We start from the raw sequence: 14153 nt of genomic DNA, 5'->3' as shown, positions 1-14153 counted from the left end.
GCCGGCGCTCTGCGGCCCCACCGAGAGCATGCCGTAGCGATCGACCGCCGCGATCGAGCCGCCACCTGCGCCGAGCATCTCGACCTGGATCACCGGTATGCCGAGCCGGTAGCGCAGGAAATCGACGTTCTTCGCGATGTTCGCGCGGCCCGCATGGCATAGCGTGACATCGAAGGAGGTCCCGCCCATGTCGACGGTGATGATGTCGTCGACGCCCAGCGGACGGGCGACGAAAGTTCCGGCGCGGGGCGCCGCGGCCGGACCGGAATTGACCGCATATACCGCGCGCCGCGTGAACTCCGCCGGCGACGCCATACCGCCGTTCGACTGGAAGTAGCGCAGCCGCGATGCGCCCTTGTATTCGGCAAAGAAGCCTTCCAGCTCGCGCACGTACTGCGCAACCGACGGCCCCAGATAGGCATTGAGCACGGCCGTCGACGTGCGTGTGTACTCGCGGATCTGCGGCAGCACGTCGGAGCCGATCGACACATAGACGTCGGGCAGCAGCTCGCGCACGATTTCCGCCGCTCGCTGCTCGTGCGCGGCATTGACGCAGGACCAGACGAAGGAGATCGCCACCGCCTCGACGCCTTGGTCACGGAAGAAGGCGCAGGCCTCGGCGACGTCGTTCTCGTTGAGCGGCGTCAGCACCGAACCGTCCGACATGATCCGTTCGCGCACGGGACGGCGCAGGTAGCGCTCGACGAGCATCCGCGCTGGCGGATAGTTCGGGTTGTAGCGGTAGCCCTCCTCCTTCTGGCCGAGCCGGATCTCGAGCGAATCCTCGTGGCCGGCGGTCGTCAACAACCCGACCTTGGCGCCCGAGTGCTGGATCAGCGCGTTGAGCGCGATCGTCGTGCCGTTCACGCACAGTTCGGTCGCATCGATCAGCGCCCGCGCGTCGAGGCCGAGCGCCTCTTCGATCTGGCGGAAGCCCGCCGCAAGCGCTCGCTTCGGATCGTCCGGCGTCGATTCGACCTTGAACAGCCAGGTGCGCCCGCCGTTGTCGGCGAGCACGAAGTCAGTGAACGTCCCGCCGGTATCGATACCCAGGCGGTAGGTCATGAGGTCTCCGGAACTCATTGCGGGCTCATCATCGACAGGTATTCGAAAAGCCGCTCGCTGTCGCAGTAGGCGACGTTGAAGCGGACCCAAGGGGAGCCGTCCGGCGCCGTGCAGAAGGCCGCAACCGGCGCCATCAAGATGCCGCGCTGGTTGGCCTCGTTGCACAGCGGGCCGGGATCATCCAGGCCGGGAAAGCGTGCGAGCACGAACATGCCGGCGCGCGGGCGGTGGAAGAGTTCGAGGCCTGCGGCTTCGAGGCGCTCGCAGGTCTGCGCCTGCGCGTCCGCCAGGCGCTCGCGCAACACGCGCAAGTGCTTGCGGTAACGGCCGTCGAGCAGGACCTCGTGCGCGAGCCGTTCGGAAAGCTCCGAGCTCGTGAGGCCGGCGGCGATCTTGTGCAGCGTCAGGTCCTCGATGACGTCAGGGTGTGCCGCGATGTAGCCGACGCGCAGGCTCGGTGCGATCGTCTTGGAAAAGCTATTCACGTAGATGACGCGATTCAGCTGGTCCATCCCCGCGAGGCAGCGGCTCGAGAAGGGATCGAGCTCGGCGTAAATGTCGTCCTCGACGATCAGGAAGTCGTAGCGTTCGGCGAGCTGCAGCACGCGATGCGAAGTCGGCATGTCGTAGGACACGCCGGTCGGGTTCTGCATCCGCGGGTTGATGAAGAACACGCGCGGCTTGTGCTCGGCCGCGAGGGCTTCCAAGCTTTCGAGGTCGGGTCCGTGCGGGCCCATCGGCACGCCGACGACCTTGGCCCCCTGCAGCCGGAGCGTCGCGTTGAGCGTGCCGAAGCCGGGCTCCTCGACGAACACCGTCTGCCCGTCGCCGATCAGGTATTTCGCGAGCAGCGACAAGGCGTGCATCGCGCCCGACGTCATCAGGATCTGCTCGGGATTGGCGTAGATCTCCTTCTCGCGCAGCCAGTCGGCGATCTTCCAGCGCAATCCCGGAAAGCCTTTCGGGTGCCCATAACCGACGAGCTGGGCGGAGGGACGCGCTGCCACGGCGCGCAGGCTCTTCTTCAGGGCCTCGTCGTCGAACCAGTCCTCGGGGAGCCACCCGCTGCCCGGGTTGATCGCTGCGTTACCGGTGACCCAGCCCTTGTGCACCGACCACAGGGTTTCCATCCCCAGCGGCAGTCGCTCGCCCTCCCCCTTCGCCGACGGGCGCTCAGAGCCGACTTCGCGGATGAAGAAGCCCATGTTCTGCCGCGCGACGAGACAACCCTCGGCGACGAGGCGATCATAGGCCTCGACGACGGTCGACATGCTGACGCGGTTGGTCTCGGCGAACTGGCGAATCGACGGGATCTTCATCCCCGAGCGCAGCTTGCCCGCCTCGATCAGCGCGCGATAACCCTCGACGATCTGGATCACGAGGGGTTTGGGCGCTTTCGGATCGACAACGAACATGCGGTCTCTCGGGGGAATGCCGGGCGTTGGGCAATGCGGGTTCGAGCCTAGCTTGTAACAAAGCACGAAGTTGCACAACGCGCACTATCGAGTGCAGTTCGCCGTGCTGTATTGCTCGTGGAAGCAGTACAGCGCGATCACGCACCGGCCGCGACTGGCGGGCGGGCGTCAGCACTCGATGACATTCACCGCGAGTCCGCCGCGGGACGTTTCCTTGTATTTGTCCTTCATGTCGGCGGCGGTGGCACGCATCGTCTTGATGAGCTTGTCGAGCGACACGAAATGGCGACCGTCACCGTGGAGCGCGATCCGCGCCGCGTTGATCGCCTCGATCGAGCCCATCGCGTTGCGCTCGATGCACGGCACCTGCACAAGACCGCCGACCGGATCGCAAGTCAGGCCGAGGTTGTGCTCCATGCCGATCTCGGCTGCGTTCTCGACCTGCTCGGGCGTGCCGCCCATGACCTCGGCAAGCGCACCCGCCGCCATCGAGCAGGCCACACCGACCTCGCCCTGGCAGCCCACCTCGGCGCCCGAGATCGACGCGTTTTCCTTGAACAGGATGCCGATCGCGGCCGCGGTGAGGAGGAAGCGCACGACGCCGTCCTCGGTCGCGCCGGGGATGAAGCGGTAGTAGTAATGCAGGACTGCGGGGATGATCCCGGCCGCGCCGTTGGTCGGCGCAGTGACGATCCGGCCGCCGGCGGCGTTTTCCTCATTCACGGCGAGCGCGTAGAGGTTCACCCAGTCCATCGTCGTCAGCGGATCGCGCAGCGACGCCTCCGGTGCGCTGGAGAGCTTGCGATACATGCCGGCGGCGCGGCGGCGCACCTTCATGCCGCCCGGCAGCACACCCTCTTCCTCGCAGCCGCGGCGCACGCAGGACTGCATCACCTGCCAGATGTGGAGCAGGCCGTTACGCGTTTCCGCCTCGCTACGCCAGGCCTTCTCGTTTTCCAGCATCAACTGGCTGATCGAGAGTTCGTTGACCGCGCACTGGGTCAGCAACTGCTCGGCGCTGTGGAAGGGATATGGCACCCCGGCGGAGTCCTCGATGATGCGGTCGTCTTCGTTCACGACGAAACCGCCGCCCACCGAGTAATACACACGGCTCGTGATCTCGACCGCATCCCCGCCGAAAGCGGTCAGCCGAATGCCATTCGGGTGGAATGGCAGCGTCTGGCGGGGCAGGAAGACGAGATCCGTCTTCTCGTCGAATTCCACCGGATGAATGCGCAACAGCGACAGTCGCTTGTCCTCCCGGACGCGTGCCACGCGGCTGTCGATCGTGTCGGGGTCAATGACATCCGGCGCTTCGCCTTCGAGGCCCAGAAGCACGGCCTTATCGCTGCCATGGCGCTTACCGGTCGCGCCCACCGAGCCATGGAGCTCCGCGAGGATACGACGGACGCGCGGCAGCAGCCCCTCGTCCTTGAGGCCAGCCGCGAAGCTCAGCGCTGCGCGCATGGGCCCGACAGTGTGGGAACTGGACGGCCCGATGCCTACCTTGAACATCTCCAAGACGCTGATTGCCATGGTGCGTCGCCCCCCAGTTCGTCAGCGGCTGGCCGGAGAAAGCGTCGGCCGGTGGCTAAGCGCGAGGCTGCCTACAGCTCCTCGACGAAGCCTACGGTCAGTAATTGCGAACATCTGCCTCGTCTCCTCGCTGGTTTATGGCCGCTTGCCCCGGGCGGCAGGCAAGGAATTCCGCTTCATCGGAGGAGATGTTAGAAATTTCGTCTGCGCCCCTTTTGCCTGTATCCGTCACGCATTTGCTTGTTAGCAACGGAAGCATCGGTCGAGATAGGCCGTCATGTAGCAGATGAATCGAAGTTCTCCGGAAAAATCAGCAGCTGCCGAATACCAGCGCTGCGTTGGTGCCGCCGAAGCCGAACGAATTCGACAGGACGGCACGGATCGGGCGCGCTTTCGCGACCCCTGGCACGAGGTCCAGATCGCCGAACCCAGCCGGGGGCGCGCCAAGGTTCAGCGTCGGCGGAGCGACCTGGTCACGCAGCGCGAGCATCGACAGGATCGCTTCGACCGCACCCGCCGCGCCCAGCAGGTGGCCCATCGCCGATTTCGTCGAGGACACCGACAGCCCACCCTCGGCGTGCCGGCCGAACACGTCGCGGATTGCCCGCAGTTCGACCAGATCGCCGAGCGGGGTCGATGTCGCGTGCGCATTGACGTAGTCCACCTCGTCCGGTGCGAGCCCAGCCCAGGCAAGCGCCGCCCGCATCGCGCGCGCCGCGCCGTTGCCATCCTCGGGCGGCGCGGCGATGTGGTGGCCGTCGCCGGACAGCCCGTAGCCGAGCACCTCGGCATGGATGCGCGCCCCGCGGGCCCGGGCGTGCTCGTATTCCTCCAGCACCACGACGCCGCTGCCCTCACCCATCACGAAGCCGTCGCGCTCGGCATCCCAGGGGCGCGAGGCGTCCTGGGGACGGTCGTTAAAGCCAGTCGACAACGCCCGCGCCGCGCAAAAGCCCGCGATGCCCAGTCGAGACACAGCGGCCTCGGTGCCGCCGGCGACCATCACGTCCGCGTCGCCGAGCATGACCATGCGCGCTGCATCGCCGATGGCGTGCGCGCCGCTCGCACAGGCGGTCGCGACACCATGCGTGGGTCCGCGCAGGCCGTGGCGGATCGCGATGTGACCGGCGGCCAAATTGACAAGCGTCGAGGGAATGAAGAAGGGCGAGATGCGCCGCCCCCCCCGTTCGTGCAACGTCACCGCACCGTCGGAGAGCGCTGGCAAGCCGCCGATGCCGGAGCCGATCAGCACGCCCGTGCGCTCGCGCGCCTCCGGCGTCTCGGGTTGCCAGCCCGCGTTGTGCAGCGCCTGGTCGGCTGCGCACAGCGCGTACATCGCGAACAGGTCCATCTTGCGCTGGTCCTTGACCGGGACCCATTCGTCGGCGCTGAAGCCGCCCTCGGCGGCGCAGCCCTGCGGCACCAGGCCGGCAATCTTGGACGGCAGATCAGGCACATCGAAGCGATCGATCGCGCCGATGCCGGACGCTCCCGAGAGCAGCCGCGACCACGTCTTCTCGACCCCGACGCCCAGTGGCGTCACCAGTCCCATTCCCGTCACTACCACGCGCCGCAATGTCTTCGGACCGTGCGCCATCTGCTTGTACCCTCGCGTATCCGTTTGCCGATGGAGGGACCGCCTCACGTCGCGGCCCCTCTCCGTCGCCGCAGGCGCCGAACTCAGCCCTTCATCGAGTAGAGGTAATCGACGCAGCGATCGACCGATTCGACGTCGGCGAACTTGGCGTCGATGTCGAACAGGTTCCATTCGACGGCGCCCGGCACGCGGTCACCGATGCACTCGCGCACGGCGATCGTGCGGAAGCCTTCGGCCAAGCCATCGCACAGCGTGGTGCGCACGCAGGCCGAGGCGGTCACGCCGGTCACGAGGATGGTGTCGACACCGGCGGCACGCAGGAAACCCGCGAGGTAGGTGCCATGGAAGGAGCTCGCGCGCTTCTTGATCAGTACCTGCTCACCGGCGATCGGCGCAATACGCGAGTCGATCGCCCAGATGTTCTCGTCTTCCTGATTGACGACGTCGACCGGAATCTTGTTGTGCCACAGGCCCATGTCGGTGTTGGGATTCTTGCGGTCGGTGACCTGGTAGCAGGTCGTGACGTGGATCACCGGATGGTTGTTCTCGCGGCAAGCCTTCAGCAAGCGCTGCACGCCCGGAATGATCTCGTCGTCGATCTTTTCGCAGGTAAAGGGATTGCCGGGACGGGTCCAGGCGTTTGCGAGGTCGACGTTGATCAGCGCCGGCTTCTTGCCGAAGCCCACACGGCGCTGGAAGCCGCGTTCCTGGTACAGCTTGGTGGCTTGGGCAAAGGCCTGCTTGAGCATCGCGTTCAGTTCGTTATCCATTTGAGCTTCATCTCCAGTCGGTGTCTATCTTTCGGTTGCGACAAAGATGTCTTTGTCTGGAGGAATAGTAGCGGATACTATTGACTCGTCTATTTACAATTAATCGCCTATTATTGCGTTTCAGGAAAACCGAAACGATCGATCCAACCGGAGCAAATCGCCCCCATGCGCTTCGAACTTCGCCACATGCGCGCCTTCGTCGCGGTCGCTGAAGAGCTGCAGTTCCGCCCGGCGGCCGAGCGGCTGTACATGACGCAATCGGCGCTCACCCGGACCATCCAGCACCTTGAAGAGGCCGTCGGCGCCGAACTGCTGTCGCGGACGACGCGCGTCGTGCAGCTCACCGAGGCCGGACGCACTTTCCTCTATGAATGCCGGCTCGCGCTCGGGCACATCGAGAAGGCCTCGCTGCTTGCGCAGGCGGCGGCGGACGGCAAGGTCGGCTACCTGCGCATCGCCTACATGGATTTCGCGATCAACGGCAAGCTGCCCTCGATCATCGAGAGGTTCCTGAAGACGCATCCCGGCATCAAGGTCGAGCTGTTCCACATCCCGAGCTCGAAGCAGAAGGAAGCGCTGCTCGAATCGCGCATCGACATCGGCTTCCTGATCGGCCCGTTCGAGTCCCCGACGATCAGCCAGCTGACAGTGACCCGCGAGGAACTTGTCGTGCTGCTGCCGGCGGCCCATCCCCTCACAGAAAAGGCTGCGATCTCGATCCGGGACCTAGTGAACGAGCAATTCATCCTTGGCTCGAAGGATTCCTGGGAAGCCTTCCGCGCGCATTTCTTCGCGCTCTGCCACGCCGCGAACTTCTCGCCGATGGTCGCGCAGGAAGCCTCGACCAGCGACGGCATCTTCGGGCTCGTCGCCGCCAATATCGGCGTTGCGCTCTACACGCGCTGCGCCGAGAACATCCAGCGCAAGGGATTGGTGATCCGCCCGCTGGTGGGGCGGCAGAAGACGCTGGAAACCCTTGCCTGCTGGCGCAAGGACATCATGACCCCCACCGTCGAGCGCTTCTCGCAGTTCCTGCACGACAATGCGGAGGAGTTCGGCATGACCCAGGAAGCCTGAGCGCAAATGCAAGTGCACCGGGGCCGCCCACGGCAACCTCGGTGCATCGTATTCCCCAGGGGAAGCGGCTAGAACTTCACGACCGCCATGACGTTGGGAAAGCTCTCGTTGAGCCCGTCGATACCGTACTTGTTACGCCAGTACTGATATTCCGTGCCGACGTAGATGGCATCACGGCGTCCCGACACCAGTTGGCCGAGATCGAACCGCAGCTGCGGCTGGCACAGCGTCTGGTTGACCGTGCCTTGGCCACGCGCGCCGATGAAGTCGCAAAAGCCCTCGAAGCTCCATTGCGTGCCGCCGATGCTGAATGGCAGGCGCCACACCGGGGTTACCTGATAGCTGTTGCGGTAGTGCGTTCGCACGCTGTCGAACTGCGAACGATCGTCGTAGGCGAGCAGGTCGACGTTGAAGTAGCTGAAGCCGGGCACGGCAAAATCGAGCGTCACGCCGTAGAGCAGGATGCGCGTGCCTGCGCCGCCGGTCGAAGCGCCCGCGTTGACGCCGGCGGTCAGGTTCAGGTCCTTCAGAATGCCGCCCCCAAAGGTCGCGCCGGTGGTCTTGCCGAGGCTCAGGTAATGGTAGTACTCGCCATAGATGTCGTTCGAACGCGGCGCATTCCTCGTTCCCCAATACGAGTCGATGAAGAAGTAGTTGCGCCCGTAGGCGTAGCCGCTGACGTGCTGCAGCGTGATCGTCGTCTTCGTGACCTCGTCATGAATCCCCGGGTCGCGGAAGCGCGTGCCGTTCAGGACCTGCACATCTGTTTCGCTCCACTCGGAGGCCGCCGCGAAACCGGGATGTCCGACGGCGACAAATGCGAGAGTGCTGCCGATGACGGCCCCGATGCGACGAAGTGCGGTCTTTGCTGATAGCTGTTTCATGTCACCTGCTCCTGGTGCGGTGCTGCGATGTTCTGGTTATTTGGTTGTGTTGCTGCCCGTACGCCGCTGCGGAGCCGGTCAGATCCTCTCGACCGCGAGGCCACGGCTCACCCCTGCGCTCTCCGAGACCATCAACATCCGGTAGGTCCCAAGTGACAGGAACAGGCCCACGAACCACGCGTAGTTGTAGAGTTCGGTGAAGAACCCCGGCACGTCGGCAAAGGCGACGGGAAAGGCGGCATGGAGGAATCCCGGCAGGTTCGGCAGGACGCCGCTGGCGAACGCGATCAGCGCAGACACGTTCCAGCCGTTCCGGTAGGCATACCGTCCGTTCAAGTCGAAGAGATCGTCGACGTCGAGCCGCGTGCGGCGGATCAGCCAGTAATCGGCCAGCATGATCCCGAGCACCGGCCCGAGCAGCGCGCCGTAGCCGATGAGCCAGGTGAAGATGTAGCCTTGGGTGGATTCCGCGAGCTTCCACGGCATGATCACGACGCCGATGACCGCCGTGATGTAGCCGCCGCGGGCAAAATTGACATGTCGCGGGAAGATGGCGGCGAAGTCATAGGCCGGGGCGACGGTATTGGCCGCGAGGTTCACGCACAGGGTATCGAGGGTGATGATCGCCAGGCCGATCGCCACGGCGACGCCTTCCATCCGGCTCGCCAGATCGACCGGGTCCCAGATCGCCTTGCCATAGATGACGACGGTGGCCGAGGTGACGGCGACACCGACGAACGCCAACAAGGCCATCGGGATTGGCAGGCCGACCGCCTGACCCACGTAGTGTTCGCGCTGAGAGGCGGAAAAGCGCGTGAAGTCGGGGATGTTCATCGCCAGCGTCGACCAGAACCCCGCCATCGCCGTGAGCGACGGCCAGAATACCGCCCAGAACTGCCCCTCCTTCTGGCCGCCAGGAGCGAATTGGGACGGCGCGGAGAACATCAGGCCGAAGCCGTCGGCCTTGTCGTAGGCCCACCACAGCAGCCCGAGCACGATCACGACCTTGAGGGGAGCGGTGAAGGTCTCGATCTTCCTCACGGACTCCGGTCCTCGGGCGATGAAATAAAGATGGAGCGCCCAGAAAATGAAGAAGCACACCAATTGCCCCGCGTTGACACCGGCCCACGCCATCTTCGGCCCCACCAGCAGGCCGCCGCTCAGGAGATTGCCGATTGCATAGATGGCACTTCCCCCCACCCAGCACTGGATGCCGAACCAGCCGCAGGCGACCAGTGCCCGCAACAGAGCCGGCAATTTGTTGCCCTGCACGCCAAAGGACGATCGCACCAGCACCGCGAAGGGCACGCCATAGCGAGCGCCGGGATGACCGATCAACAGCATGGGAATCAACACGATGGCATTGCCGGCAAGCACGATCATGACCGACTGGGTCGCTGACATGCCCTGGTCCATGAGACCCGCCGCCAGCATGTAGCATGGGATGCACATGACCATGCCGATCCACAGTGCGGCGTAATCCTGCCAGCGCCAGGTCCTGTGGGCCGGGTCGGTCGGGGCGAGGTCCTCGTTCCAGATCTCGGACTGGCTATTGTCTTGAACACTCACGACTTACCTCCTTTTCGGTGGATGAAGCCGCAGGGTCCGCGCCCGATGAATCCGGGATGGCGCGGCCGCACGGCCACAATGGAAACTCCTTCAAGTCATTCGCTTGTGGCGCGTGGCCGTCAGGCGGATGGCTTGGAGTTTTTTTGTTCTTGATCGGACGCGCGGCGAACCGGGCCCAAATTTGGACGTAAGGAGCCCGCTCCCCGGCCGGAGCCGGGGAGATTCGCCACAAAGGGGAAATGACGACCGGGTGGTCTGGTTAGACGGTCTCGACGACCGCTGCGTCCTGTTCGGCCAACGGCGGCTGGCGCCGCTCGAGGCGAATCAGGGTACGCCGCGCCAGGGTGGCGCTCTCGTCGAGCTCCAGCGCCTCGGTGACTACCACCCCATAGGCGTCGAAGGCATGTTCCCGGGTGCAGAAGTCGTCCAGCACGTCGTCAAGCACCTGGCGGGCCGGGCGATCGAGGGGATCGCCGTAACCGCCGCCGCAGGGCGCGTAGTACGACATGCCACCACCCGCCTCCACGCGCAGGTTCGAGAACTTCGCGTAGGTGTCGTACGTCGTTCCGTTCGCGTGGAAGATCTCGACGCGTCCCGCGGCGCCGCCCGCGCCGCCAAAGGCCCCCCAGGGCACGTCGAGATGGCGCTCGGATTCGTGCGTGATCGCGCCGTCCGTGAGCAATCGCTGCGTCTTGACGACGCCGATACCGCCGCGGAACTGCCCGGCCCCCGGCATGACGTCGTCGCGCAGCTCATAGCGATCGCACACCATCGGCAGGTGCATGCCCAGATCCTCGATCGGGTTGTTGCGCGTGTTCGCCATCAGGTTGTCGATCGAATCGGGGCCGTCCGAATGCGGCCGTCCGCCATAGGCGCCCTCATTGACTTCGAGGAACACCCAGTAGTCGCCGTCCGGCTTGATGCCCGAGTACGCGGCGAAGGACAGCGTCGCGGAGTTGCCGGCGGTGACCCGCTGCGGGATCACTGGCGAGAGCGCCTTGATGATGAGGTCGATCATCCGGTTGCACTGTGTGAAGCGCGCCTCGGCGGCGGCCGGGTAGATCGGGTTGAAGATCGAACCTTTCGGCGCCGTGACCTTGATCGGGCGGAAGGAGCCCTCGTTCGGCGGCAGCTTCACCTCCATCAGCGCGCTGTCGGTGAGCATCGCGCGGAAGGCGCAGTAGCAGGCAGGCTTGGTCGAGCCTTCGAAGGGCACGTTGAAGCCCGTCGGCACCTGATCGGCCGACCCGGTGAGATCGACCTCGACGCTGTCGCCGGTGACGCGCACGCAGACCTTGATCGGCAGTCGCTTGTCGCGGTTCGCGCCGTCGTCGTCGAGATAGCCTTCGGCAAAGTATTCGCCATCGGGAATCTCGGCGATGCGGCTGCGCATCATCGACTCCGTGTAGTCCATCAGCTGGTTCGCCGCGCCGAAGACGGTTTCCTTCCCGTAGGTATCGAGAAGTTCCTGCATCCGTTGGGCACCGAGCAGTGCCGAGGCGATCTGCGCGTCGATGTCGTCCTTGGTCTGCTTCGCGGTGCGGCTGTTGTGGCCGATGTACTGCCACAGGCCCTCATTGCGCTTGCCGCCCTCATAGAGCTTGATGCCCGCGAAGAGCATGCCCTCGGCGAAGACGTCCGGGATGTCGATGATGAGGCCGGGCGTCGCCGCGCCGATGTCGACGTGGTGCGCGGTGTTTGCCGCGAAGGCGACGAGCTCGCCGCGCCAGAACACCGGCACGACGATGCACAGGTCGGGGCTGTGGCTCGATCCGTAATAGGGGTGGTTGTGGATGACGACGTCGCCCTCGTTCCACGTGCCGCCCTGCAGGCAGGCGCTGATGCCGCGCAGGTAGGCGGGGATCGAGCCGATGTGCAGCGGCGAGCCTTCGGATTCGGTCAGCGTGTTGAACTGCAGGTCGAAGAGGCCCGCGCCGATGTCCTGAGACTCGCGGATGATCGACGAGAAGGACATGCGGTAGAGCACGTGGCCCATTTCCTCGGCGATGGTGTGCAGCGCGCCACTGATGACCTGCAGGGTGATCGGGTCGACCTTGGTGTTCGACGGGTTCATCTGGTTCTCCTTAGACGCGCTGCGCATTGATGTGGATGTTGCCCTTGGCCGAAACCTTGGCCACATAGCCCGGCGGGACCAGCGTCGTGGAGTCGTGCTGGACGATGATCGCGGGGCCGGAAAGTTCATGCCCGGCCTTGAGCTTCTTCCGGTCATAGCGCGGCGTCGCGTAGGTCTTCCTGTCGTCGAAGATCGTCGGCCGCTCGTACATCAGGGCGCCGTCGGGGCTGCTGCCCGCGGCATCCTCCAGTTCCGGCCAAGCAAGCGGCCGGGTACGGGCGATACCGATGATGCGGATCGTCACGATCTCGACATCGACGTCGTCGAAGGCCCAGCCGTAGTCCCGCTTGTGCTGCGCCTGGAAACTCGCCTTGACGGCGGCGAGCCGCTCGCCGTCAATCCGGCCATCGGGGATGTCCGCGCGCAGTTCGAAGCCCTGTCCGTGATAGCGGCATTCGGCGACGCGCACGAAATGCTGGTTGTCGGCCGGCACGCCGTCGTCATCGAGACGCTCGCGGCATAACGCGGTCAGCTCGTCGATCACGCGGTTGAGCTTGTCCAGCGCGGGCTGCCCCACGTCCTTGAGCAGCGTCGGCACCGAGCGCATGAATTCGTACTGCATGTCAGTGACGAGCAGTCCGATCGCCGCAGTGATTCCCGGCGCGGGCGGCACGATCACCTCGCGTGCGCTGACGGCCTCGGCAAGCGCGACGCCATTGAGCGGACCTGCACCGCCGAAGGGAGCGAGCGCAAACTTGCGCGGATCGTAGCCCTTGGCGACCGAATTCGCGCGGATCGCCAGCGACATGTTGGAGTTGAGGATGCGGATGATGCCGAGCGCGGCCTCCTCGACCGTGAGCCCGAGCGGCTGTGCGACCTTCGTGCGGATCGCTTCGCGTGCGAGTTCGGCATCGATCTCGATACCGCCTCCGAGGAAATGGTCGGGATCGAGACGCCCCAGCACCACTTGTGCGTCGGTGACCGTCGGCTCCGTGCCGCCCTTGCCGTAACATGCCGGTCCCGGATCGGCGCCGGCCGAACGCGGCCCGACACGGAAGGCGCCGCCCTCGTCGATGTAGGCGATCGAGCCCCCGCCCGCCCCCATCGTCGCGAGGTCGATCATCGGCGCGAGGATCGGATACGCGCCGACGTACGTGTCGCGCGGATTCATGATCTTCACCTTGCCGTCAGGAATCGTGCTGAAGTCCGCCGACGTGCCGCCGATATCGACGGTGATGACGTTCTTCTCGTCCGACAGCGCGCCGGCCCAACGCCCGCCCATCACGCCGCCAGCCAGCCCCGACATCAGGATCGACACCGCCTCCTTCGAGCACTTCTCGACGGTCGACACGCCCCCGTTCGACTGCATGATGCGCAGGTGCGCCTTGATCCCCGCATCGAGGAGCTTCTGTTCGAGGTTCTTCAGATAATGCGAGGTCTTCGGGCCGACATAGGCGTTCATCGCCGTCGTCGAGAAGCGCTCGTACTCGCGGATGACGTTCGCGACTTCGGACGAGCACGACACGTAGGCATCCGGCAGCACCTCCTGGATGATCTCCTTTGCCCGGCGCTCGTGCGCGTCGTTGAGGAAGGAATAGAGGAAGCACACGATCACCGAGCGGATGCCGCGCGCCTTGAAGAGTTCGGCCGCCTCCCGCACCTCGTCCTCGGCCAGCGTCTGGACGACCTCGCCGTGCGGCGGCATCACGCGCTCGCTGATCGCGATGCGATTGCGGCGCTTCACGAGCGGCCGCGACTGCCAGGGCACATCGAACTGCAGCGAAAAGTTCTCGGGACGCTTGTGGCGGCCGATATGCAGGATGTCGCGGAAGCCCCGCGTTGTCAGCATCCCGACTTCGGCACCGTTGTGCTCGATGGTGATATTGGTCGCGACCGTCGTGCCATGGACGATCATCCGCACGTCGCTGGGATAGATGTCGCCGATGCGGCAAATCTCCAGGATGCCGCGCAACACCCCCTCGGACTGATCCCAGGGTGTGCTCGGGACCTTATGAACATAGACGCGATTGGCGGCCCGGTTCTCGCCTTCTATCTCGAGCACCAGGTCGGTGAAGGTACCTCCGACATCCACTCCGATTCTTGCCATGCCAGTCTCCTCTGTTCCTTGCTTATTGCGTTTTGTTCTCGCCAAACGGCGATAGTCTG

At 65.0% G+C, this 14153-nt stretch carries 10 protein-coding genes; 1 reads left to right on the top strand and 9 read right to left on the bottom strand.

Annotated features, from left to right (window positions below; translation table 11 throughout):
- From VJ673_RS00370 to VJ673_RS00350, 5 genes are all read right to left on the bottom strand, one after another.
- Positions 1 to 1065, bottom strand: a 1065-nt coding sequence (locus VJ673_RS00370) for a hydantoinase/oxoprolinase family protein (protein WP_324124018.1), incomplete at its 3' end; no start/stop codon positions are given.
- A 14-nt stretch (positions 1066 to 1079) separates the two neighbouring features.
- Entirely contained in the window at positions 1080 to 2480 is a 1401-nt protein-coding gene (locus tag VJ673_RS00365; protein WP_324124017.1) for an aminotransferase-like domain-containing protein, read from the bottom strand.
- A 168-nt stretch (positions 2481 to 2648) separates the two neighbouring features.
- On the bottom strand, positions 2649 to 4016 hold the full coding sequence (locus VJ673_RS00360; protein WP_324124016.1) for an L-serine ammonia-lyase: 1368 nt from the start codon (positions 4014 to 4016) through the stop codon (positions 2649 to 2651).
- A 310-nt stretch (positions 4017 to 4326) separates the two neighbouring features.
- Positions 4327 to 5613, bottom strand: a complete 1287-nt coding sequence (fabF, locus tag VJ673_RS00355) for a beta-ketoacyl-ACP synthase II (RefSeq protein WP_324124015.1) — start codon at positions 5611 to 5613, stop codon at positions 4327 to 4329.
- 83 nt (positions 5614 to 5696) lie between these two features.
- Complete coding sequence (locus VJ673_RS00350; protein ID WP_324124014.1) at positions 5697 to 6383, bottom strand: isochorismatase family protein; 687 nt, start codon at positions 6381 to 6383, stop codon at positions 5697 to 5699.
- Between the two features lie 165 nt (positions 6384 to 6548).
- Between VJ673_RS00350 and VJ673_RS00345 the strand changes: the two genes are divergently transcribed.
- Positions 6549 to 7460, top strand: coding sequence for a LysR substrate-binding domain-containing protein (locus VJ673_RS00345; protein WP_324124013.1), 912 nt, complete (start codon positions 6549 to 6551; stop codon positions 7458 to 7460).
- A gap of 68 nt (positions 7461 to 7528) precedes the next feature.
- On the opposite strand, the gene VJ673_RS00340 is transcribed toward VJ673_RS00345, so the two are convergent.
- The 4 genes from VJ673_RS00340 to VJ673_RS00325 all read right to left on the bottom strand — a co-directional run bounded on the left by VJ673_RS00340 (position 7529) and on the right by VJ673_RS00325 (position 14094).
- Complete coding sequence (locus VJ673_RS00340; RefSeq protein WP_324124012.1) at positions 7529 to 8344, bottom strand: hypothetical protein; 816 nt, start codon at positions 8342 to 8344, stop codon at positions 7529 to 7531.
- A 78-nt stretch (positions 8345 to 8422) separates the two neighbouring features.
- Positions 8423 to 9913 (bottom strand): NCS1 family nucleobase:cation symporter-1, encoded by a 1491-nt coding sequence (locus tag VJ673_RS00335; RefSeq protein ID WP_324124011.1) that lies wholly within the window; start codon positions 9911 to 9913, stop codon positions 8423 to 8425.
- Positions 9914 to 10172: 259 nt separating this feature from the next.
- Entirely contained in the window at positions 10173 to 11987 is a 1815-nt protein-coding gene (locus VJ673_RS00330; RefSeq protein WP_324124010.1) for a hydantoinase B/oxoprolinase family protein, read from the bottom strand.
- 10 nt (positions 11988 to 11997) lie between these two features.
- Complete coding sequence (locus VJ673_RS00325; RefSeq protein WP_324124009.1) at positions 11998 to 14094, bottom strand: hydantoinase/oxoprolinase family protein; 2097 nt, start codon at positions 14092 to 14094, stop codon at positions 11998 to 12000.
- Between the last annotated feature and the right edge of the window lie 59 nt (positions 14095 to 14153).

The sequence above is a fragment of the Aromatoleum sp. genome, assembly GCF_035254505.1.
Lineage (GTDB): Bacteria > Pseudomonadota > Gammaproteobacteria > Burkholderiales > Rhodocyclaceae > Aromatoleum.
Note: the sequence above shows the minus strand (reverse complement) of the source record. Positions and strands in the feature narration are given on the sequence as shown.

Bases quoted from the DNA above. Each gene is read 5' to 3' on its own strand.
- VJ673_RS00365 (WP_324124017.1), bottom strand. From the start codon at position 2,480: ATGTTCGTTGTCGATCCGAAAGCGCCCAAACCCCTCGTGATCCAGATC.
- VJ673_RS00360 (WP_324124016.1), bottom strand. From the start codon at position 4,016: ATGGCAATCAGCGTCTTGGAGATGTTCAAGGTAGGCATCGGGCCGTCC.
- fabF (WP_324124015.1), bottom strand. From the start codon at position 5,613: ATGGCGCACGGTCCGAAGACATTGCGGCGCGTGGTAGTGACGGGAATG.
- VJ673_RS00350 (WP_324124014.1), bottom strand. From the start codon at position 6,383: ATGGATAACGAACTGAACGCGATGCTCAAGCAGGCCTTTGCCCAAGCC.
- VJ673_RS00345 (WP_324124013.1), top strand. From the start codon at position 6,549: ATGCGCTTCGAACTTCGCCACATGCGCGCCTTCGTCGCGGTCGCTGAA.
- VJ673_RS00340 (WP_324124012.1), bottom strand. From the start codon at position 8,344: ATGAAACAGCTATCAGCAAAGACCGCACTTCGTCGCATCGGGGCCGTC.
- VJ673_RS00330 (WP_324124010.1), bottom strand. From the start codon at position 11,987: ATGAACCCGTCGAACACCAAGGTCGACCCGATCACCCTGCAGGTCATC.
- VJ673_RS00325 (WP_324124009.1), bottom strand. From the start codon at position 14,094: ATGGCAAGAATCGGAGTGGATGTCGGAGGTACCTTCACCGACCTGGTG.